The sequence below is a fragment of the Halorussus salinisoli genome, from assembly GCA_005239435.1.
Taxonomy (GTDB): domain Archaea; phylum Halobacteriota; class Halobacteria; order Halobacteriales; family Haladaptataceae; genus Halorussus; species Halorussus salinisoli.
This window is the reverse complement of sequence record SZNP01000006.1, coordinates 239,129-259,327: the sequence shown is the minus strand read 5'-3', so window position 1 is coordinate 259,327 and position 20,199 is coordinate 239,129. Positions and strand designations below refer to the sequence as shown.

At 65.8% G+C, this 20,199-nt stretch carries 20 protein-coding genes and 1 tRNA gene; 9 read left to right on the top strand and 12 right to left on the bottom strand.

Going from position 1 to position 20,199, the window contains the following annotated elements; all coding sequences use genetic code 11:
* The first annotated feature begins 141 nt into the window (after positions 1–141).
* Positions 142–357: a hypothetical protein gene (locus E2484_RS18100; protein WP_137286584.1), complete on the top strand. Its 216-nt coding sequence runs from the start codon at positions 142–144 to the stop codon at positions 355–357.
* Entirely contained in the window at positions 350–649 is a 300-nt protein-coding gene (locus E2484_RS18095; RefSeq protein WP_137286583.1) for a hypothetical protein, read from the top strand. Before E2484_RS18100 ends, E2484_RS18095 begins: the two co-directional genes overlap by 8 nt.
* A 149-nt stretch (positions 650–798) precedes the next feature.
* Here E2484_RS18095 and E2484_RS18090 read toward each other — a convergent pair whose 3' ends face one another.
* Complete coding sequence (locus E2484_RS18090) at positions 799–1,203, bottom strand: universal stress protein (RefSeq protein ID WP_137286582.1); 405 nt, start codon at positions 1,201–1,203, stop codon at positions 799–801.
* Between the two features lie 167 nt (positions 1,204–1,370).
* Here E2484_RS18090 and E2484_RS18085 point away from each other — a divergent pair, with 167 nt between their 5' ends.
* Positions 1,371–1,901 (top strand): DoxX family protein, encoded by a 531-nt coding sequence (locus E2484_RS18085; protein WP_137286581.1) that lies wholly within the window; start codon positions 1,371–1,373, stop codon positions 1,899–1,901.
* A gap of 36 nt (positions 1,902–1,937) precedes the next feature.
* On the opposite strand, the gene hutH is transcribed toward E2484_RS18085, so the two are convergent.
* The 4 genes from hutH to hutU are packed head-to-tail and all read right to left on the bottom strand — an operon-like array spanning position 1,938 to position 7,675.
* On the bottom strand, positions 1,938–3,563 hold the full coding sequence (hutH, locus tag E2484_RS18080; RefSeq protein WP_137286580.1) for a histidine ammonia-lyase: 1,626 nt from the start codon (positions 3,561–3,563) through the stop codon (positions 1,938–1,940).
* Entirely contained in the window at positions 3,556–4,830 is a 1,275-nt protein-coding gene (gene hutI, locus E2484_RS18075) for an imidazolonepropionase (RefSeq protein ID WP_137286579.1), read from the bottom strand. The genes hutH and hutI overlap by 8 nt, the downstream gene beginning before the upstream one ends.
* A complete protein-coding gene (locus tag E2484_RS18070; protein ID WP_137286578.1) occupies positions 4,827–5,891 on the bottom strand; it encodes an agmatinase family protein in 1,065 nt (354 codons plus the stop codon). The genes hutI and E2484_RS18070 overlap by 4 nt, the downstream gene beginning before the upstream one ends.
* The gene (gene hutU / locus E2484_RS18065; RefSeq protein ID WP_137286577.1) at positions 5,888–7,675 is read right to left on the bottom strand and encodes a urocanate hydratase; all 1,788 of its coding nucleotides are present in this window, start codon (positions 7,673–7,675) and stop codon (positions 5,888–5,890) included. The genes E2484_RS18070 and hutU overlap by 4 nt, the downstream gene beginning before the upstream one ends.
* Before the next feature lie 364 nt (positions 7,676–8,039).
* Here hutU and E2484_RS18060 point away from each other — a divergent pair, with 364 nt between their 5' ends.
* On the top strand, positions 8,040–8,684 hold the full coding sequence (locus E2484_RS18060; RefSeq protein ID WP_137286576.1) for a helix-turn-helix domain-containing protein: 645 nt from the start codon (positions 8,040–8,042) through the stop codon (positions 8,682–8,684).
* A gap of 83 nt (positions 8,685–8,767) precedes the next feature.
* On the opposite strand, the gene E2484_RS18055 is transcribed toward E2484_RS18060, so the two are convergent.
* Genes E2484_RS18055 through E2484_RS18045 form a run of 3 tightly spaced genes read right to left on the bottom strand, consistent with a single transcriptional unit; the run spans position 8,768 to position 12,086 of the window.
* Positions 8,768–9,586: a mechanosensitive ion channel family protein gene (locus tag E2484_RS18055; protein WP_137286575.1), complete on the bottom strand. Its 819-nt coding sequence runs from the start codon at positions 9,584–9,586 to the stop codon at positions 8,768–8,770.
* A gap of 42 nt (positions 9,587–9,628) precedes the next feature.
* Complete coding sequence (locus tag E2484_RS18050) at positions 9,629–10,660, bottom strand: cytochrome d ubiquinol oxidase subunit II (protein WP_137286574.1); 1,032 nt, start codon at positions 10,658–10,660, stop codon at positions 9,629–9,631.
* A complete protein-coding gene (locus tag E2484_RS18045) occupies positions 10,653–12,086 on the bottom strand; it encodes a cytochrome ubiquinol oxidase subunit I (RefSeq protein ID WP_137286573.1) in 1,434 nt (477 codons plus the stop codon). The genes E2484_RS18050 and E2484_RS18045 overlap by 8 nt, the downstream gene beginning before the upstream one ends.
* Before the next feature lie 270 nt (positions 12,087–12,356).
* Between E2484_RS18045 and E2484_RS18040 the strand changes: the two genes are divergently transcribed.
* Positions 12,357–12,767 (top strand): ribbon-helix-helix protein, CopG family, encoded by a 411-nt coding sequence (locus E2484_RS18040; protein ID WP_137286572.1) that lies wholly within the window; start codon positions 12,357–12,359, stop codon positions 12,765–12,767.
* A gap of 30 nt (positions 12,768–12,797) precedes the next feature.
* Here the strand turns inward: E2484_RS18040 and E2484_RS18035 are convergent, their stop codons facing one another.
* Positions 12,798–13,253 (bottom strand): DUF5814 domain-containing protein, encoded by a 456-nt coding sequence (locus E2484_RS18035; RefSeq protein WP_137286571.1) that lies wholly within the window; start codon positions 13,251–13,253, stop codon positions 12,798–12,800.
* Positions 13,254–13,407: 154 nt separating this feature from the next.
* Between E2484_RS18035 and E2484_RS18030 the strand changes: the two genes are divergently transcribed.
* Positions 13,408–13,480: transfer RNA gene (locus E2484_RS18030), tRNA-His, on the top strand.
* A gap of 421 nt (positions 13,481–13,901) precedes the next feature.
* Here E2484_RS18030 and E2484_RS18025 read toward each other — a convergent pair.
* Positions 13,902–14,591, bottom strand: a complete 690-nt coding sequence (locus E2484_RS18025; RefSeq protein ID WP_137286570.1) for an SOS response-associated peptidase — start codon at positions 14,589–14,591, stop codon at positions 13,902–13,904.
* Position 14,592: 1 nt separating this feature from the next.
* Positions 14,593–15,780, bottom strand: coding sequence for a CBS domain-containing protein (locus tag E2484_RS18020; RefSeq protein WP_137286569.1), 1,188 nt, complete (start codon positions 15,778–15,780; stop codon positions 14,593–14,595).
* Positions 15,781–15,958: 178 nt separating this feature from the next.
* Between E2484_RS18020 and E2484_RS18015 the strand changes: the two genes are divergently transcribed.
* Both E2484_RS18015 and E2484_RS18010 read left to right on the top strand, forming a co-directional pair.
* A complete protein-coding gene (locus E2484_RS18015; RefSeq protein ID WP_137286568.1) occupies positions 15,959–17,170 on the top strand; it encodes an RNA-guided endonuclease InsQ/TnpB family protein in 1,212 nt (403 codons plus the stop codon).
* 97 nt (positions 17,171–17,267) lie between these two features.
* Positions 17,268–17,642 (top strand): cupin domain-containing protein, encoded by a 375-nt coding sequence (locus E2484_RS18010; RefSeq protein ID WP_137286567.1) that lies wholly within the window; start codon positions 17,268–17,270, stop codon positions 17,640–17,642.
* 52 nt (positions 17,643–17,694) lie between these two features.
* On the opposite strand, the gene E2484_RS25155 is transcribed toward E2484_RS18010, so the two are convergent.
* On the bottom strand, positions 17,695–17,850 hold the full coding sequence (locus E2484_RS25155) for a hypothetical protein (protein ID WP_170977408.1): 156 nt from the start codon (positions 17,848–17,850) through the stop codon (positions 17,695–17,697).
* 264 nt (positions 17,851–18,114) lie between these two features.
* Between E2484_RS25155 and E2484_RS18005 the strand changes: the two genes are divergently transcribed.
* Complete coding sequence (locus E2484_RS18005; protein WP_137286566.1) at positions 18,115–20,169, top strand: DEAD/DEAH box helicase; 2,055 nt, start codon at positions 18,115–18,117, stop codon at positions 20,167–20,169.
* Positions 20,170–20,199: the final 30 nt, after the last annotated feature.

Here is a 20,199-nt window from a genome sequence, read left to right as displayed (position 1 = left end):
CTTTCGGGGGTGATGGGGAGACAGGGGACTACCGAATACGCAGGAGAATCGTAGAACGAACAGCCCAGCGACCGCGCTTCGAAACGCGCCGGGTGGTACCAGCACCCGGACGCTGGGCGTGCCCCAAATTCGAGCAGCCCAATGGCTACGAATACGCCACGATTACAAGAAAGTACCGGGACCGTCACCGGACCGCACGACGGCAGGAACAGCGACGGCGAACTCGACCACCGCTACTGGCGGTGCGAGCGATGCGGCCTCGAAACCACCGACCCGCGACTCCGCGAAGGATGTTTCCGATGCGACGAGCGGGTGAACGACGAGCGAGCGAACGACGGAGCGTGGGAGAATGGTTGACGAGCGCGAGTCGCCGAGCGGCGGGTGGCGCGAGGTGTACCACGAGATGGAGGTCCCCACCGACGTCGAGGAACCCACCCATCCCTGTCCGGACTGCGGTCGGTCGTGTACGAACGTTCTTCGAGACGTGTACGAGTGCGAGGACCACGGCGTCTTCCGCGCGCCCACCGACAACAGCGGGAGCGAGACCTCTCACGCCGACGGAGACGACGCCGACGAGACCGACGCACCGGACCCGGACCGTCTCGACGAGCGGAGAAACCCGACGGGAAAGTCGACTAGAACTGCGTAAACGCGCCGTCACGTACGCCGCGACGAGACGCCGTGCGAACAGTGACGACTCGTACTCTTCGTTTAACAATCGAAAACACGTTCGAAGCAACTAGTAATGTTTCTAACGACCGCAGGTTCGACCCGGGCCGGTCGCTCGGCCGCCGTCGATTACTCGTTCGTTCGTCCGGCCCCGACCACGAGCGTCGGCCGGGACCCCTCCAAGATGACCTGCTGAGTGACGCTCCCGAACAGCGCCTTGCCCGCGGGCGTCCGCCCGCGCGGCGCGAGACAGAGCAGGTCGGCGTCCATCCTGTCGGCCGCGTCGAGGATGGTCCGGGCGGCGGCACCGCTCGACTCGGCGTACTCGACTTCGATACCTTCGTCTTCGAGGAGTTCGGCGGCCCGACGCACTGCCGCGATCTGATGGACCGACGCGCCCTCCGGATTGCTGTCGTCGAAGTCGTGGAACAGCGTCACCGGGACGTCTCCGTTTCGGGGCAGGTCGGCGATGGCTTCGGCCTGTTCGAGCGCGCGGTCCTCGTCGGTGCCGATTGCGGCGAGTATCCGGTACATGTCTCTCGATACGTCTCTCCGCTCCATAAGTCGCCACTCCGACTCCCACGCGCCAAAAACGACCGCAACGCTTTTCGGTTCGGTTCCGCCCGATTTTCAGGTTCTGAGATTCGCTCTCCCGGTTCAAGGGGATGGCCGTGCGAGTATCACACGTGAGGTGAAGACCGATGTCCACTCGCGAACTCGAAACCGAACTGTTCGGACGCCGAACCAACTTCGAATACTCCGAGACGTGGGTCGGGTACGCGCTGTTGGCCCTGCGGGTCGTGATGGGATGGACGCTGTTCTACGCCGGCATCACGAAGGTACTCGACCCCTCGTGGTCGGCCGAGGGATTCCTGCTCCACGCGATTCCGGAGAGCAACCCCTTCGGCGGCGTCTGGGCCACGATGGCCAACGAATGGCTCTGGCTCGTCGACCCGCTGAACCAGTGGGGTCTGACCCTCGTCGGTCTCGCGTTGCTCGCGGGAGCGTTCGTCCGGTGGAGCGCATTCTGGGGCGCGCTGATGATGCTGTTCTACTGGGCGGCCAGTCTCCCCCTCGAACACGCCATCGTCATCGACGACCACGTCGTCTACGCGATGCTCCTGTTCGGCCTCGGCGCGTTCGGCGCGGGCCGCATCCTCGGCCTCGACGAGTACCTCGAAGACGTCGAGTTCGTGAAGCAAAATAAATGGCTCCGGTACCTGATGGGTTGACGGGAGCGTCCCGTCCGACCGCACCACCGGAGCAACTCACGCGAGCGGTTCTTCTAGCGCGTCCTCGACTCGTTCCTCCAGCAGTCCCGACCAGACCAGCGCGTCGGCGCTCTCGATGTCCTCGTGAAGTGGCCGGTCTTCGACCAGCGGCGGGACGACCTCTCGGACCGCCTCGTAGGCCGCCGCGGTACCGACGCCGTGCGCGAGGTCGTCTTGGACGAACTCGGCGGCCTGCGCGCCACAGAGCAGTTCGATGCCGACCACGGTAATCGCGTTCTCGACGGCCGACCGGGCGTCGAAGGCACTCTGGGCGCTCATGCTCACGTGGTCCTCCTGATTCCCGCTGACCGGCGTGTTGTCCATCGACGGTCGCCCCGTCGCGCGATTCTCGTTGACGAGCGCGGCCGCGGTGTACTGGGCTATCATGTACCCGGAACGCAGACCGCTTCCATCGGTCAGGAACGGCGGCAAGTGAGGTTCCTGAACGTTCGGGTTCAGCATCCGATCCACCCGGCGCTCGCAGATGGCCGCCAGTTCGGTGACCGCGTTCGTCAGGTAGTCCAGCGGGAGCGCGAGCGGGTCGCCGTGGAAGTTGCCGCCAGAGAGGACCGCGGCGTTCTCGGTGCCGGAGGCCCGGCCGTCGGTCTCGTCGGCGTCGAAGATGAGCGGGTTGTCGGTCGCGCTGTTCAACTCGACCTCCACGGCCTCTCGGAGGTGGCGTATCGCGTCTCGAACCGCGCCGTGGACCTGCGGCAGGCATCGAATCGAGTAGGCGTCCTGCACCCGGTCGCAGTTGCGATGGGACTCCACGATTTCGGAGTCGGCCGTGAGTCGCTTGACGTTGCGCGCGCTCTCGGCGTGGCCCCGATGCGGTCGGACCCCGGCGATGGAGTCGTCGGCCGCGGCCGTGGTCCCCATCGTCACCTCGGTCGTGAGCGACCCGGCAACGTCGGCCGCCCGGACCGCGCGCTCGGCGTCCACGACCGCGAGCGCCGCGAGACCGACCGTCAACTGGGTCCCGTTGATGAGCGCGATGCCCTCCTTCGCCCGGAGGGTCAGCGGTTCGAGACCGGCGGTGGCGAGGGCTTCGTCGCCCGGCAGTCGCTCGGTCTTCCGTTCGCCGTCGCTCGTCTCGATATCCACTTCGGCCTCGCCTTCCCCGACCAGTACGAGCGCGAGGTGCGCGAGCGGGGCGAGATCGCCGCTCGCCCCGAGGCTTCCCCGCGATTTCACCACGGGGTGGACGCCCTCGTTGAGCATCGCCGCGAGGTGGTCGACCACGACCTCTCGGACGCCGGAGTAGCCCTTGACGAGCGCGTTGAGTCGCCCGAGCAGGAGTGCCCGGACTTCCTCGCGGTCCAACTCTCGGCCTGCTCCGGCGGCGTGGCTCCGGACCAGATTGAGTTGGAGTTGCTCGATGTCTTCGAGGGGGATGCGCTCGTCCACGAGTTCGCCGAAGCCGGTGTTGACTCCGTACACAGCTTCGCCGCTCTCGACCACCTCTTCGACGCGCTCGCGGGCGGTCCTGACCTTCTCTCGGGCCTCGTCGGGTATCACGACCGGGGCGTCCTCGCGCGCGACCGCGGCTACGTCCGCGGGCGCGAGGGACTCGCCGTCGGCCTCGACCACTCCGGACTCCGGGTCGGAGGCCGATTCAGTCACGGTGGACCACCTGCCCGCCCTTCAGCACGGTCTCGACCGCGTTCACGCCGAAGTTGTACGGGACGTGGACGTAGGTCGGCGCGTCGAGAACGGCCACGTCGCCGGGCGACCCCTGCTGGAGCGTCCCGACGTTCTCCGACAAGTCGAGGGCCGCGGCGGCGTTCGTGGTCGAAGCCACGAGGGCCTCGGCCGGAGTCATTCCCATCTCGACGCAAGCGAGCGAGGCCGCGAACCCCATGCTCTGGCTGTAGCAGTTGGGGTTGAAGTCGGTCGCGATCGCCACGTCCGCCCCGGCGTCGAGGAAGGCGCGAGCGTCGGCGTACTCCGCGCCGAGACCGAAGGCCGTGCCGGGGAGCAGGACCGGCACCACGTCGGACTCCACGAGGGCGGCGATGTCCTCCTCGGTCGAGTGGAGGAGGTGGTCGGCGCTCGCGGCCCCGACCTCCGCGGCCAACTGCGTACCGCCGATGTGGGCCAACTCCTCGGCGTGGACTTTCGGCGTCATGCCGGCCTCTCTTCCGGCCTCCAGTACGCGCCGGGACTGCTCGACGTCGAAGACGCCCTCCTCGCAGAACACGTCGCAGAACTCCGCGATGTCCTGCGATTCGACTTCCGGAATCTGTTCGTCCACGACCTCCGCGACGTACTCGTCGGTGTCTCGGCCCTCGGGGACTGCGTGGGCACCCATGAACGTCGGCACCACGTCCACCGGGTGGCGGTCGTCGGCCCGGTCTACGACTTCCAGCATCCGGAGCTCGGTCTCGGTGTCGAGACCGTACCCCGACTTGACCTCCACGGTCGTCGTCCCGTGGGCCAGCATCGTATCGAGGTGGTCGAGGAGGTCGTCGAGCAGTCGGTCGTCGCCCGCCTCGCGGGTCGCCCGGACGGTCCGGAGGATGCCACCGCCCTCCTCGTGAATCTCCTGATACGTCTTGCCCTGGAGTTTGGCCTCGAACTCGTCGGAGCGGTCGCCCGCGAACAGGGCGTGAGTGTGGGGGTCCACGAACCCCGGAACCACGGACTTCCCGCTCGCATCGACCGCGTGCGTCGCGTTCTCGGGCGGGAACTCGCGGGTCACGGGTCCGGTCGGACCGACCCGAGCGACCTCGTCGTCTTCGATTGCGATTGCGGCGTCGGTGTAGATACCGAGTTCGTCCTCGGTGTTCGCCTTGGCGTCCTCGCCGTCTGCCTCCCCGGTTTCGGCGTCGTCACCCTCTTCGAGCGTGACGATTTCGGCGGCGTCGTGGACGACTGCTGTCAGCGTCATGAACGAACCTCCGAGGGCCGGGCACTTAGCAGGTGGGCGATGGCTCGCGCCCCGGCGGTCGCGGTCAGATTCGCTGTTCCGGTCTCCAGCGACGGCGCACACTCCACGACCTCGAATCCGGCGAGGCGGTCCTCCGCACCGAGGAGTCGCAACGCTCGGAACAACTCTCGGGTCGAGATGCCGCCGGGCGTGGGCGCGCTCACGCCCGGCGCGGACGCGGCGTCCAACACGTCCAAGTCCACGCTGACGTAGATGTGGTCCACGTCGCCCATCGCGTCGAGTGCGTGGTCGACTGCGGTCACTTCGTCGTCGCCGACCTCCTCGGCCGTGATCACTTCGTCGCCCTGCTCGCGGACGTACTCGGCGTACTCGGTGGAGGTCTCGAAGTGGCGCGCGCCGACGCAGGCGTAGGCGTCGAGTCCGTCCTCGTAGAGTTGCCGGTAGGGCGTCCCGCTGGTCGGTCCCCGGCCCTCGCGGACCTCCCGCACGTCGAGGTGGGCGTCGAAGTTCACGACGCCGAGGGTGCCCTCGTCCAAGAGCGGGGCGGCGTTCGGGTAGGTCATCGAGTTGTCGCCGCCGAGGAACACCGGGAAGGCGTCGGTGTCGTGGACCCGCGCGGCGATGGTCCGGACGCGCTCTTGGAGGTCGGCGACGGACTGCTCGTCCGGGTCGTCTCGCGGCTCCGCCGTCTGCTCGCGGCTATCGCCGCTCGCGTGGTCCGAGGGACGCTCCGCGTCCCTCGCTACTCGATTATTCGAGGCGCGTTGCGCCTCGCTACCGCCGTCGCCCAGGGTCACGTCGCCGAGGTCCGCGACCGACCCGACCGGTCCGGCGTCGAAGTGGTGGGTCTTGGTGCCCGCGAGGTGCTGGCGGAGGGCCGCCGGCCCCTCGCTCGCACCCTTTCGACCGATGACCGCCCGGTCGAACGGTTCCCCGACCAGCACGGCGTCGAAGCGGTCGGCGTCGTCGATACTTGCGAGTTCGACCACGTGGCCGAACTGTTCGTCGTGGAGGTCGTTTGAGGGTCCCATCCAGTCGAAAGTTGGTCTGCAGTCGGTCATTTCCGGTCCCGCATCGGTACCGCGACGTTCGATTCGTCGGCCTCCGCAACTGCCTCGTCGTATCCGGCGTCGGCGTGGCGAATCACGCCCATTCCGGGGTCGGTGGTGAAGACTCTCCGGGCCTTCTCCGCGGCGAGGTCCGACCCGTCCAGCACGACGTGGTTGTTGGCGTGGAGCGCGTTGCCGATGCCGACCCCGCCGCCGTCGTGGACCGAGACGATGTCGGCCCCGGCCGCGCAGTTCAGGAGGGCGTTCAGAATCGGCCAGTCCGCAATCGCGTCGGAGCCGTCCCGCATCGCCTCGGTTTCCCGGTTGGGACTGGCCACGCTCCCGGCGTCGAGGTGGTCGCGCGTGACGACCACCGGGGCCGAGATCTCGCCGTCGGCAACGAGGTCGTTGATTCGGAGGGCGAACCGCGCGCGCTCGGTGAGGCCATCTTCGTCGTCGCCCGCTTGATAACCCAGCCAGCAGACTCGGGAGGGCAGGCCCTGGAACTCGACCTGCTCCTGGGCGAGGTCTATCCAGCGGTGGAGGTGGTCCTTCTGGGGGAACAACTCCTTGACGGCTTCGTCGGTTCGGTGGATGTCCTCGGGGTCGCCCGAGAGCGCGGCCCACCGGAAGGGTCCCTTTCCGCGGCAGAACAGCGGCCGAATGTACGCCGGAACGAACCCGGGGTAGTCGAAGGCGTCCTCTTTGTTTCGATGTTCTTTCACCTGCCCGCGGATGTTGTTGCCGTACTCGAAGGCTATCGCGCCCTCGTCCTGCATGTCGAGGATACCTTCGACGTGGCGCTCCATCGTGTCCAGACTCTCCGCGACGTACGTCTCGGGGTCCTCGTCGCGGAGTTCGTCGGCTTCTTCGACGGTGTAGCCCGAGGGGTAGTACCCCTCCAGTTCGTCGTGGGCGCTGGTCTGGTCGGTGATGACGTCGGGCACGAAATCGCGTTCGAGCATTCCTTCGAGCACGTCGGCGGCGTTCAGGTGGACGCCCACGGAGTAGGGTTCGCCAGCCTCGGCGGCCTCTCGGGCCTTCTCGATGGCTTCGTCCAGGTCGTCGGTCTTCTCCTGGCAGTACCCGGTCTCGATGCGGCGGTCGATGCGGTCTTCGTCTACCTCCGCGGCGATGCAGACGCCGTGGTTCATCGTGACCGCCAGCGGTTGGGCACCGCCCATCCCGCCGAGTCCGCCCGTGACGACGATCTTGCCTTCGAGGCCCTGGTTGTCGGGGTAGTGCTGCTCGGCCAACTCGGCGAGGGTCTCGTAGGTACCCTGGATGATGCCCTGGGTGCCGATGTAGGCCCACGACCCGGCGGTCATCTGGCCGTACATGATGAGGCCTTTCGCCTCCAACTCGTGGAAGTGCTCCCAGTCGTCCCACTTGCCGACGAGGTTGGAGTTGGCGATGAGGACGCGGGGTGCCTTCTCGTGGGTCTCGAACCGGCCGACCGGTTTGCCCGACTGGACGAGCAGGGTCTCCTCGTCGCCCAACTCGCGCAACTCGGCCACGATGGCGTCGTAGGCGTCCCACGACCGCGCGGCCCGGCCGGTGCCGCCGTAGACCACCAGTTCCTCGGGTTTCTCGGCGACCTCCGGGTCGAGGTTGTTGTTCAGCATCCTGAGCGCGGCTTCCTGTCGCCACCCCTCGCACTCGATGTCGGTACCGGTCGGCGCGCCGCGGTACTCCTTCCACTGGTCGCTGGGTTCGCCGACGCTCCACTCGGCGTCGTCGGTTGCCTGCTCGGTGTCGCCGCGTTCTTCGGTCTGTTCCGGTTGGCCTTCGCTCATACTCCAACGTTCGGGCGCGAGAGCCAAATACCTGAATACCACCTAACGGAGGGTGTTTTAAATACGCGCTCGCGGTCACTTGGTAGCTGACGCCTCTCTCGATGCTTCGCGAGTCGTCACGGTCCACCAGGTTTCGTGCCGTGTCACAGTCAACGGGACGCGACCGGAGCGCCGACAGGCGCGAACGGTCGGGGAGGTACGGGGCGCGGTTGCAGTGTCGTGCGGTGCGGTTGCGGCGACTCCGTGGCTCACGGAGTAGCTAGCCGTGCTGTCTCCTCGGTGTCTCCAGTGGCGGCCTCGCAGTCGAACCACGCGCCGACTCGAACGCAGTCTAAATATCCCCACCCCGCCAACCCCGAGTCAGATGTACGAAGCCGTCCTCGGAATCGAACACCCCGGCGCGTACGCCGACGCCACCGCGGGCACCGACACGACGGTCGAACTCTGGTGCAACGACCACTGCGACCTCCTGCACGTCGGCGGTGAGGGCGCCGAGGCGGTCGTCGCCCACGTCGAGGAGGCGGTCGGCGTCCGCGAGCGCATCGCGGAGGGCGACGAGCGCCTGCTCATCACCGAGGACTGCCTGAAGGAGCGCGACGACGACCCCATCGAGGCGACTCTCGCCGCCCACGACTGCCTGCTCGTCCCGCCGCTCCGGTACGCCGAAGGCCGGAAGTGGTGTCGAGTGCTGGCGCTGGACTCGGAGAACCTGACCGCGTTCTACCGCGACGTGGCGGCCGAGTTCCCGGTGGTCGTGGAGTCGAAGCGCGAAGTCGCGTCGGTCCGGGCCGACCGACCCCTGCTCACGCTCGATTCGGCCCTGCCGGACCTCTCGCCGCGCCAGCGCGAGGCCCTGCTGACCGCGACGGAGATGGGGTACTACCGGATTCCCCGCGACGCGACGACCGCCGAACTCGCGGCGGCGGTGGGCGTCGAGCGCCGGACGTTCGAGGAACACCTCCGGCGCGCCGAGAACAAACTCCTGCAGTCGTTCGCGGAAGCAATCTAAACCGTTCCGAAAGAAATGAAAACACGGTCTTTCTCACCGTATATGTTTCCCGTCTCGGAGCGCGGCGTCGCCACGCTCGTTGGCTACCAGTTCTGCGGGAGTTCGATGCCCGCCTCGTTCAACCGCCGGTTGACCCGCTGGAGGTACTTCGACCGGATGGTCACGAACGCCTCCCGAGAGGGTTGGTCTATCCAGTAACGGGCCTGTATCCCCGCGCGGCCGTTGTCGAGTTCGACCACGCGGACGGTCGGCGTCGGGCGGTCGAGCACGTCGTCGTGGGCCTTCGCCGACTCGACGAGGATAGACGCCACTTCGCCGAGGTCGGCGTCGTCGCCGACGTGAATGGTGTGTGAGATTCGCCGCGGCGACTTGGCGACGGCGTTGACCACGGCGCTGGTCGCGAGTTGGGAGTTCGGCACGGTCAGCAGTTCGTTGTCGAAGGTCCGGACGCGCGTCACCCGGAAACTGATGTCCTCGATGACGCCCTCCTTGTCCTGCCAGCGAATCCAGTCGCCGATGTTGAACTCCGGGTCGGTCACGATGAAGACGCCGCCGACGAGGTTGGCCGCGATGTCCCGACTGGCGAACCCGATTGCGACCGTCAGCGCGGCGACGATCGTCGGCGGAATCGACAGCAGGTAGCCGTAGTCGGCCACGTCGAGCGCGAGGCGGAGCGCGACGACGACGACCACGACGTGAATCACCTTCAGAAACGCGTTCGCGGCGGTCTGCGGGACGTGCCGGCCGTCGAGCACGCGGCCGAGTCCGGGTTCGACGACCCATTTCCCGACCGCGTACGTCGCCGCGAACGTGACGAGGAACTCCAGGACGCTCCACGCCACGCCGAGATACCCGGTCTCCGGTACGTCGGGAAACCCCACCTGCAGTCCGAGGCCAGTCACTCACGGAGCGACGGTCGGAACGGCCCTGAACGTTCCGGCCAGTCAGTACGACTCTTCGACGTCGATGGGACCGCTGAACGCCGAGTAGAGGACGCCGAAGTAGGTCAACACCAGCGGAATCAGGATGGCGGCCCCAGCGGTCAGCAACTCGACGGCGGGCGACCCGATGATGGCCTCCTCGACGGTCAGGCCGCTCCCCGGTTCGACGACGGGGTACATCAGGACCGCGACGAGCGCGACGAACGCGCCGGTCATGCCGCCCGAAGCCCCGAGCGCGACGTAGGGGTGGTCGCGGCGCGCCGCGAGAACGAACCCGACGCCGAGCAGGACCGTGCCGACCACGAGCGCGACCGGAAGCGGCGACAGGAGCGCGTCCCGCAGGGTCGGTCGGAGCGCCAGCAAGACGAGCGCGACCACGACCAGCGCGAGGTAGGCCGCTATCGCGCGAACGCCGTAGTCGGGCATCTCCTCGGCGAGCGGACCGGTGGTCTTCAGTCGGAGGAACGCCGCGCCGGAGGCGACGTTGAGCGCGACGACTGCGAGACCGACGACCAGCGAGGCGAGCGCGAGACCCTCGACGCCGAGGAGCCAGTTCCCGGCGAACACGCCGAGCAGGAACGGCGCGCCGACGCTCCCGACGACGAACGCTCGCCCCCACCACGTCTGCCAGTCGTCGTCCTCGCGCTGTTCGTAGAACTCCGGAGCCATCCCGCGGAGGATGAGCATCCCGAGGACGCCGAACAGCAGGAGGTAGTGGCGACTGAACAGCGCGGCGTACACCGCCGGGAAGGCCGCGAACAGGCCGCCGCCGAAGACGACCAGCCAGACCTCGTTGCCGTCCCAGAAGGGGCCGATAGCCGCGAGGCACTGCTCGCGCTCGTGTTCGCGGCGGTGGCGCTCGCTTTCGGTGGCGCTTTCGGCGACTCGACTCCGGAGGCCGAAGATGGCTCCCACGCCGAAGTCCCACCCGTCGAGAAACAGGAAGACGGCGAGGAATCCGAACACGACGACGAACCAGAGGTCCGAGAGTGCGACCCCGAACCAGACGACTTCGAGCGGAAGCGTCTCAGTCATCGTCACCCGCCCCCGTCGGAGCCGGACTCGGCGCTTGGTCGCGGTCGGAGGTGTCGTCGCGCTCTTTCGGCCCCCGCCGAACCAGTCGCCCGACGACGTAGGTGTACAGCGAGAGCAGGACGAAGTAGCCGCCGACGAACCCCGCCAGTGTCAGAGTCGCCTCGGTGGCCGTGAGTCCGGGGGAGACGCCCGAACTGGTCTTCATCACGCCCTGAATCAACCACGGTTGGCGTCCGACCTCGGTGACTATCCAGCCGAGTTCCACGCCGAGGATTCCGAGTACCGACGACGCCATCAGCGCCTTCTGGAGCAGGCGGTCCTCGAACAGTTCGCCGGTCCACCAGCGATAACCCGCCCAGAACGCGAGCAGCATGAACCAAAAGCCCAAAGCGACCATCGCCCGGAACGACCAGAACACGATGGCGACCGGCGGCGACCCCTCGAACTCGTTCAGGCCGGTGATCTCGGCCTGCGCGTCGCCGCCCGAGGCGAGCCACGAGGCTCCGCCGGGAATCCCGATGCCGAAGATGTCCTTGGCGCGCGGGTTGAGCAAGTCGTCCACGCTGGTCGGGAACGCGACGATGTACTCGGGGACGTAGCTGTCTGTCTCCCAGACCGCCTCCATCGCCGCGAACTTCTGGGGTTGGGTCTCGGCGACGTGACGACCGTAGGCGTCGCCGTGGATGACCTGCAACGGCGCGGTGATGATGAGGACGACCAGCGCGATTTTGAGGGTCGCTCGCCAGAATTCGGCGTCGAGATTCCCCTGGTCCACCACGCCGAGGTGTTCCCGCCGGTAGACGTGGTAGGCCGCCACGCCGGCCATGAACAGCGCGACCGACAGGACTGCGGCGTTCTGCATGTGGACGAACATCCACGGGAAGCGCGGGTTGGCGTAGGCCGCGATGGGGTCGGTCAACAGGACGGTCAACTGACCGCTCTCGCGGGCGACTTCGAACCCGCGCGGCGTCTGCATCCACGAGTTGGCGACCAGAATCCACACTGCCGAGAGCCACGTTCCGAGGCCGACCATGAGCGCCGACAGGAAGTAGAGCCGGTCGGAGACGCGCTCGCGGCCGAAGACGAACACCCCGAGGAAGGTGGCTTCGAGGAAGAACGCCATCATCCCCTCGACCGCGAGGGGGCCGCCGAACAGTTCCCCGGCCGCGGCCGAGAACGCCGCGAAGTTGGTGCCGAACTCGAACTCGAGCACGAGTCCGGTGACGGTACCGACCGCGAAGCTAACTGCGAATATTTTGGTCCAGAACCGCCTGAGTTGCTCGTAGAGCCCCGAACCCGTCCGAATCTCTTTCCAGGTGAAGTAGACGAGGAAGGGCGCGAGACCCATGCTCATCACCGGGAAGATGATGTGGACGATGGTCGTCACCGCGAACTGGAGGCGACTCGCAGTTGCCGGGTCTACCACCGTCTCACCTCCCGTCTCCGCAGTTCTTCCGGTCGGTCGGGAGAACGTACGCGTCTCTCTCGAATCATCACGCTAGCCGATACGGTCTGGACGTTCAATAAGGGCTACTGCATTCCCAGCCGAACGGAATCGGGACGAAAGTCAAGTACGTGGAACTCGTAGAGGGCCGTTCCGGTTAGTCGCGTTTCGTCCGCGTCGTTTCACTTCGGCTACGTCGCCCCGGTCGTCTGACCAATCCTTAAGTAGCATCGCGTGGGACTTATCACCAAGATGGGTAACAAGAACAAAACTATCTCGTTCCGGGTCAACGAGGACTCCTTCGAGACGCTCCGGGAGATAGCCGAGGAGCGCGACCTCTCGCTGTCCGCGGTGTTCCGCGACTACGTGGACCTGCTGGTGGCCCACGACGGCCGGGTGAAAGTCGTCCCCGAGAGCGAACTCGGCGAGGAGGTAGACGACACCGAGTTCCCGCCCAAGGTGGAGGTCCCGAAGAGCTTCGTCCGCGAACACGAGCGACTCGAACTGGAAGCCGAACACCTCCGCGAACAACTCCAGGAGTACAAGCAGTACGTTAGCAACCTCCAGCAGGAACTCGAAGAGAGCGACGACGTGGAGGAGGTGGTCCACCTGGAGGAACTCGACGACGAACTCGACACCGACGACACCTACAGAATCGGGTAGTCGCCGGACGTGAAGTGACCGCTCTCTCGCTTACCCGGAGAGGTGCTTCTTCTTCCGTCGGGCCTCGGCCTCCATCTCGTCGTTGCCCTCCACGTCGGCCAACTCCTCGACTGCTTCGAGCGTCCGGACCGAGTTGTCGAGGAACGAGAGGATGTCACCGGGGTAGGCGTAGACCATGTAGTCGTCGGTCATCACGTCCACGATAGCCTCGGGACCCATCCCCTGTTCGCGCAAACCGAGGAGGTAACGCATGAACTTTCGTTCGGCGCACCCGCAGTAAGGGTTGCTCTGACAGTCGCAGTCGAGGAAGTCCTCCGCGAAGTCGAGGACGCGCTCTTGTGTCGTGTCGTCCAACTGCGCGAGGTTCTCGCCCTGAAACAGCATGTCGAGGGTCGCCCCTTTGAAGGCTCCCTTCGGGATGTTGGTCTCCAACTGAGAGCCGATCTGGCGGTGGTTCTTGACGTAGATTTTGTCGGTGACGGCCACGCTTGGACGGTAATTGGGTGCTGGCGCTGAAAAGGATGTCGTCGTCCGAGTGGACGCTCTACCCCTCGGTTTCGACTGGAGTCTGTGACGATTTGCCAGTATCGCTCGGAGTCGTAACGTATTTTACGTGGAGGCCACTACCCATACGTGCGTGTCCGGGTTGGGGTAGTGGACCATCCTTCAGCCTTGTGGAGGCTGAGACGCGGGTTCGATTCTCGCACCTGGACCTTCTTCCGCGAGCAAACCGGCGAGTACCGCGTAGGGTGAACGGTCGTCGTTCCGACGCCTCCGACTCGTGGGTTCGAGGAGTCTAAACGCGATTCAGACCCTTGCTAAACGAGTCACAACCGCCTCCTTCCACCGGGAACACGGCCCATAACAAAGTCCCGAACCGGCATTAGACGTAGATGCGCCCGGCGGCTTGGGCGCAGAGCGTGCAAGCATACGGCCGACCCCGGCGACGCCGGAGGCTCTGGTGGCGGGCTGGCCTCCCGCCGTCGTGTCACCAACCCTCCCACGAAAGTTCTCGTTCCGGGACGCCGTACAGTCTCGCTATCTCCTTTCGGCTCTACGCGGTAGACGCGACGGATTTCTCTCTCCTCCGATTCTATCTTCGAACCTCCAACTGAAACCAAGGGGTGGTCCGCTTCAAAACTCGTCGAGTCCGGTTTGCACGTCTTCTTCGGCCGCGACCGCCTCGACGACCTCCGGAGCGTCGTTCTCGGGGTCGTTGACCGCCGACGATACGGGATAAGCGTGCATCTCGGAAGCGGGGTAGGGGTCGAGCAAATCGGCGAGTTCGTCCGGGTCGTTCCCCTCGCCGCCGCGAAGCCACCGTCGTTCCTCCTCGCGGTCCAAGATGACCGGCATCCGATGGTGGACCGGTTCGACCACGGCGTTCGGTTCGGTGGTTACGATGGTGAAAGTCGCGCGCTCTCCGTCTCCGCTCGGTTCCCACAGGCCTGCGAAGGCGAAGGGGTCGCGGTTCTCGCGCTCGATGCGGTAGGGCTGTTTGCCCGTCGGGGTCTCCTTCCAGTCGTAGAAGCCGTCCGCGAGGACGAGACACCGACGCTCTGCGAACACTTCGCGGAAACTCGGCTTCTCGGCCAGCGTCTCGGCCCGGGCGTTGACGTGACCCGACGACGGCGAACCGTCGGCCCACTGAGGGACCAGTCCCCACGTCGGGAACCGAATCGCGTCGGCGTTGTCGTTTCGGACGACGGGGTGTTCCTGTCCGGGCGCGACGTTGTACCGGGGTTCCAGCGGCCGGACCGGTTCGGCGTCGAATCGCTCGGCGACGAGTTCGGGCGGAGCGAAGAGCGAAGTTCTGCCACACATGCTATCGAGACGCCCGTTCGCGCTCCTGCACCGGCTGTTCGGCGGGCGTGATTCGGTCGCTGCGACCGCTCTTCTGGATGATGTCGAAGGCGGTCATCAGGTCGGTCCGGGAGACCAGTCCTGCAATTTCGCCGTCGGCGTCGATGACCAGCAGACGTCCGATTCCGTGTTGCTGGAGCTTCTCGAACGCCGACATCGCGTCGTCGGAGGCCGGGATCGTCTTGAGGTCGCTACTCATCACGTCGGCGACGGTGTAGGCGTCGCGCTCGACTTCCGACACCTGCCGGGCGTCGTCGAGCGTGACCATCCCCACGGGTTCGCCGTTCTCGACGACCGGGTAGCCCGTGTGACGCTGGCGGAACATCGTCTCCATGAGGTCGGTGATGGAGGTGTCCGGCGTGACCGTCTTCAGATTCTCTGCGGAGGTCATCACGTCGCGGACGCGCACGTCCTCGAACGCCGCGTTCATCACGGTCTGTTGGGCCTCGCTGGTCGCGCCGATGTAGATGAAGAAGGCGATACCGATGAGGATGAGATTACCGCCGAACAGGCCGAGCAAGCCGAGCAGGATGGCGAACAGTTTTCCTACTTCCGCGGCGGTTTGGGTCGCGTCTGAGAACGGTCGATTCCGGGCCAGAAGCGCACGAAGGACCCGGCCTCCGTCCATCGGGAATCCGGGTAGGAGGTTGAACGCCGCCAGCGTGAGGTTCATCAGCGCGAGGTAGCCGAAGAGGAACCGGAGGGTCGGCAGTCCGGTGGGGACGACGAAGAGAGCGAGATACGAGGCGACCCCGAGCGCGATACTGACCACGGGGCCCGCGATGGCGATGGAGAACTCCTGCTTCCAGTCTTCGGGCTGTTCGGTGAGGCGAGCGATACCGCCGAATATCCACAGCGTGATGGACTCGATGGGGAACCCGAACCGCATGGCCACCACGGAGTGGCCGAGTTCGTGGAGGACGACGCCGACGAACAGCCCGACGGCGGCGACTGCCCCGAGTATCCACTCCAGATTGCCCTCGGTGAGTGCCACCCGGTCGAGGTCCGTTCCCCAGAGCAGATTGAGGTTGTCGACCCAGAGTCCGACCTGTGACCCGATGAGCCACGCGAACACCGGGAGGATGAGCAAGAACGTCAGGTCGAGTTTGATGGGGATGCCGAATATCCGACCGACCGTGAAACTTCTCATACGTGTGCGTTGCCGTGGCAGACTATTAACAGTGGGGGCGACGGGAGCGGACGGGTCGGGTCGAACGAGGAGCGACGGGTCTCGCCACCCGGTTTCACCGACTCGTCAACCGGATTAACTTAGCTCTTGCGGCCAAGCCAAAGTATTCAAGAGGTCCCCTGAGACACAGACGTACAACGTGGCAGACACCGAATATTGCAGACGAACGGCAGTCACCGGACTTTCCGTGTCTCCGACGGACGCCACACGGCTTCGGGAGTTGGTCGAAGAGTGGAAACGCGGTTGCCAACTCGCGGTCAACGAGGCGTGGGGTGTCTGTCACACGAGAAGCGAAGTCCAACAGCTCGCGTACGACCGCTTGCGCGAGGAGACCACTCTGGGCAGCCAGCACGCGGTGTTGGCGACTCATCGCGCGGCCGAAGCGATCAAGCGCGCCAGCCAGCGAAACGGCGAGAAGCCCGAGTTCACCAGTCCGACCGTCGCGTTCGACACCCGGACGATGACGGTGTTCGACGACCGGACGGTGAGTCTCACCACGACCGGCGAGCGCGTCCGATGTGACCTGAAGCTCTCGGCCGACGGCGGCTACCAGTCCCGATATCTCGACGACGAGGACTGGGAGCCGGCCAAGAGTACGCTCTTCTACCGCGACGGGGAGTTCACCTTCCACCTCGGCTTCCGGACGCCGAAGCCCGCTATCGACCCGCCGACCGAGGGCGCGACGGTCCTCGGCGTGGACCTGGGCGTCGAGAACCTCGCGGTCACCAGCACCGCCCGCTTCTTCGACACGGGCGAACTCAACCACCGACGCGAGGAGTTCGAGCGCGTGCAGGCGTCGCTCGAAGCCACCGGCACCAGAAGCGCGGTCCGGACCCTCCGACAGACGGGCAACCGACTCGACCGGTTCGTCCGCCAGCGCCTCCACGAGGTGGCCAACGGCATCGTCGCCGAGGCCGACCGATACGACTGCGAACTCATCGCGTTCGGCGAACTCGGCGAAGTCTACGACCTGCTCCCCGAAGCCGGGCCGCTCCACGAGTGGTTGTTCGACCGACTCCTCTCGTTCGTGCAGTACCGCGCCGCCGAGAAGGGAATCGCGGTCGTGGAAGTGAACCCGGAGTACACCAGCCAGCGATGTATGGAGTGTGGGTTCACCCACCCACAGAACCGGAATCTCGACGAGCGCCAGTTCGAGTGCCTGAAGTGCGAGGCGTCGGCTCACGACGACTACAACGCCGCCAAGAACATCGCGTTCCGATGCGTCCGGCGCGGGCCGTTGTCCTCGCGTGGACTGGGTGCGTCGGCCTGCGCGCTCCGGTCGGGCCTCGTGACGCCCGACGACGGCTTTACGCCGTATGCGGAGATCTCCGAGGCTCCGCGGTCGGACTGAGATTCTCGGTCTGTTTTGGAACTCGCTCCAGTTCCGCGTGCCCGCCAGGTTGCCGATTCGACGCAACTTTTTACGACTCCCTCGCGTACCTACCCGCATGAGTCAGCAGACCAAGCCACTGATTCGCCGAAGCGACGAGGTCGAATACGAAGACGTGGGTGCGGCCGAAGGGATGCGGAAGGGCGTCCTCGTCAGCGAGGACCACGGCGCGCCGCACTTCGCCATCCGGCGATTCGAACTCGACCCCGGCGCGTCGGTGCCCGAACACACCAACGAGGTCGAACACGAGCAGTACGTCCTCTCCGGCGAGTACACCGTCGGCATCGGCGACGAGGAGTACACCGTCACCGAAGGCGACTCGCTACTCATCCCTGCGGGCGTCGTCCACTGGTACCGCAACGAGGGCGACGACCCCGGCGCGTTCATCTGTGCGGTGCCGAACGGCGACGACGAGATAGAACTCGTGGAGTAGCGAGCGATTCGAAACGTCGGACAGCGACTCGAAAAGTAGCGAGATAGTCCCGTTATTCGTACTCCGGGAGCGAGACGAGGGCCTGAATGTCAGCGGAAATCCACGCGTCGGTGGCCGACTGGTCCTGCATTCGGACCGTCGGCTTCCCGTCCGCGTCGTCCTCGATTTCAAGCGTCACTTGTTCGTCGAACCGCTCGGGTAACCGCATGTTGTGTCTCCCCCTCATATCTGGTCGTTCTGTGCGCACTCCGCGCTTACCACGAAGCAGCCTTTGTTATTTGCCGGTTGCCGAGAAGTATCGGCGGAATAACGGTCTGGCTCGATTGTTATTCCGAGCTTAACCCCCGTATGGGCGCGTTTCCACTCGTCTTCCGCGGTTGGAACCACCGCGGGAACTCCCCGACATCGTCCCGGCGAGCGTCGAATGCGTGGTTCCGAACCGCTCAAATACCGCGAGCTATTACCCGTGAACGTGTCGAAGCAGGTCCCGCAGGTGGACGCGCTGTTCCTCCACGAGTCGTCCGGTCACTACGTCGCCGTGGTGAACCGGGACGACGAGCGCGTCTTCCGAGCCAAACTCGAACTGCAGGAGACGAGCGCCGGGCCGCGCCCCGGGAAGTTCCGCGTCAAGCGCGGGACGAGCGAGGAGCCACGAAGCCCCGACCAGTTCGTGGAAATCGCACGCAGAGCCGACCGCATCCGCATCTCTCAACAGACCTCCGCGCAGGGCCGCGAGGAGTTACAGGAGATGCTCGACGCCTACCAACTCGACGCGAAGGCGGTCCGGACCTGTCGGTTCTGCGCGTCGAGCGGCCACTACTCGCCCATCACGAGCGAGACAGCCATCGACGCGGGCGACGAGTACATCTGCCCCGACTGCGCGAAAGAGGAGTTGGAGCGGGAACTCTCGTTCCGAGGCGACCTCACCCGCGAGGCCCAGGACAGGCTCGAAGACCTCCTGCTCGACGTGCAGGACCTCGAACGCATCACCAACCTGCTCAAGGGGCAACTCGACCCCGACCTCACGAAGTTCGACGAGATAAGCGCGAACGTCGAGGACGTGGACAACATCCGAGTCGATTCGCTGAACCTCCATCCGGGCATCCAGAACCTGCTGGAACCCCGCTTCGAGGAACTCCTCCCGGTCCAGAGCCTCGCGGTCCAGAACGGACTCCTCGACGGCGAGGACCAACTGGTCGTGAGTGCGACCGCGACCGGGAAGACGCTGGTCGGCGAGATGACCGGTATCGACCGCGTGCTGAACGGTCAGGGCAAGATGCTGTTTCTCGTCCCTCTCGTGGCGCTCGCCAACCAGAAGCACGAGGACTTCGAGGACGAGTACGGTGACCTCGTGGACGTGACCATCCGTGTCGGCGCGAGTCGGGTCCGTGACGACGGTCACGCCTTCGACCCCAGCGCCGACGTCATCGTCGGCACCTACGAGGGCATCGACCACGCACTCCGGACCGGCCGGGACTTGGGCGACATCGGAACCGTCGTCATCGACGAGGTCCACACCCTCAAGGAGCAGGAGCGCGGTCACCGCCTCGACGGTCTCATCGCGCGCCTCAAACACTACTGCGAGACGCGCGCGAGCAAGCGCGACGAGTACGGCGGTGCCCAGTGGGTCTACCTCTCGGCGACGGTCGGCAACCCCGCAAGCCTCGCCAAGTCCCTGGAGGCCAACCTCGTGGAGTTCGAAGAGCGGCCCGTCCCGCTGGAACGCCACGTCACCTTCGCCGACGGCAAGGAGAAGCCGGATATCGAGAACAAACTGGTCAAGCGCGAGTACGACACCAAGTCCTCGCAGGGCTACCGGGGCCAGACCATCATCTTCACCAACTCCCGGAGGCGGTGTCACGAGATCTCCCGCCAGTTGGAGTACAGTTCCGCACCCTACCACGCCGGACTCGACTACGGCCGCCGGAAGAAGGTCGAGCGAATGTTCGCCGACCAGGACCTCGCGGCGGTCGTCACGACTGCCGCGCTCGCGGCGGGCGTGGACTTCCCGGCCTCGCAGGTCATCTTCGACACGCTCGCCATGGGCATCGAGTGGCTCTCCGTACAGGAGTTCCACCAGATGCTCGGTCGGGCGGGTCGCCCGGACTACCACGACCGCGGGAAGGTGTACGTCCTCGTGGAACCCGACGCGGCCTACCACAACAGCATGGAGATGTCCGAGGACGAGGTGGCGTTCAAACTCCTGAAGGGCGAGATGGAGAACGTCCAGACGCTCTACGACGAGAGCGCCGCGGTCGAGGAGACGCTGGCGAACATCACGGTCGCCGGAAAGCAGGCCAAGCGACTCGGCGACCGGATGATCGGCGAGATTCCGACCAAGCACGCCCTCGGAAAGCTACTGGAGTACGGCTTCATCGACGGACTCCGACCCACCGACCTCGGTCGGGTCGTCACCAGCCACTTCCTCGCGCCCGACGAGGCGTTCAAGATACTCGACGGGATTCGGAAGGACGACGACCCCTTCGAAATCGTGGCCGAACTCGAACTCCACGGCGAGGAGGAGTGAGGCTTCGAGTTCTCTCGTCTGTCTGACGCT

Bases quoted from the DNA above. Each gene is read 5' to 3' on its own strand.
- E2484_RS18050 (WP_137286574.1), bottom strand. From the start codon at position 10,660: ATGACTGAGACGCTTCCGCTCGAAGTCGTCTGGTTCGGGGTCGCACTC.
- E2484_RS18020 (WP_137286569.1), bottom strand. From the start codon at position 15,780: ATGAGAAGTTTCACGGTCGGTCGGATATTCGGCATCCCCATCAAACTC.
- E2484_RS18090 (WP_137286582.1), bottom strand. From the start codon at position 1,203: ATGTACCGGATACTCGCCGCAATCGGCACCGACGAGGACCGCGCGCTC.
- E2484_RS18095 (WP_137286583.1), top strand. From the start codon at position 350: ATGGTTGACGAGCGCGAGTCGCCGAGCGGCGGGTGGCGCGAGGTGTAC.
- E2484_RS18040 (WP_137286572.1), top strand. From the start codon at position 12,357: ATGGGTAACAAGAACAAAACTATCTCGTTCCGGGTCAACGAGGACTCC.
- E2484_RS18010 (WP_137286567.1), top strand. From the start codon at position 17,268: ATGAGTCAGCAGACCAAGCCACTGATTCGCCGAAGCGACGAGGTCGAA.
- hutI (WP_137286579.1), bottom strand. From the start codon at position 4,830: ATGACGCTGACAGCAGTCGTCCACGACGCCGCCGAAATCGTCACGCTC.
- hutU (WP_137286577.1), bottom strand. From the start codon at position 7,675: ATGAGCGAAGGCCAACCGGAACAGACCGAAGAACGCGGCGACACCGAG.
- E2484_RS18100 (WP_137286584.1), top strand. From the start codon at position 142: ATGGCTACGAATACGCCACGATTACAAGAAAGTACCGGGACCGTCACC.
- E2484_RS18060 (WP_137286576.1), top strand. From the start codon at position 8,040: ATGTACGAAGCCGTCCTCGGAATCGAACACCCCGGCGCGTACGCCGAC.
- E2484_RS25155 (WP_170977408.1), bottom strand. From the start codon at position 17,850: ATGCGGTTACCCGAGCGGTTCGACGAACAAGTGACGCTTGAAATCGAG.
- E2484_RS18085 (WP_137286581.1), top strand. From the start codon at position 1,371: ATGTCCACTCGCGAACTCGAAACCGAACTGTTCGGACGCCGAACCAAC.
- E2484_RS18025 (WP_137286570.1), bottom strand. From the start codon at position 14,591: ATGTGTGGCAGAACTTCGCTCTTCGCTCCGCCCGAACTCGTCGCCGAG.
- E2484_RS18070 (WP_137286578.1), bottom strand. From the start codon at position 5,891: ATGACCGACTGCAGACCAACTTTCGACTGGATGGGACCCTCAAACGAC.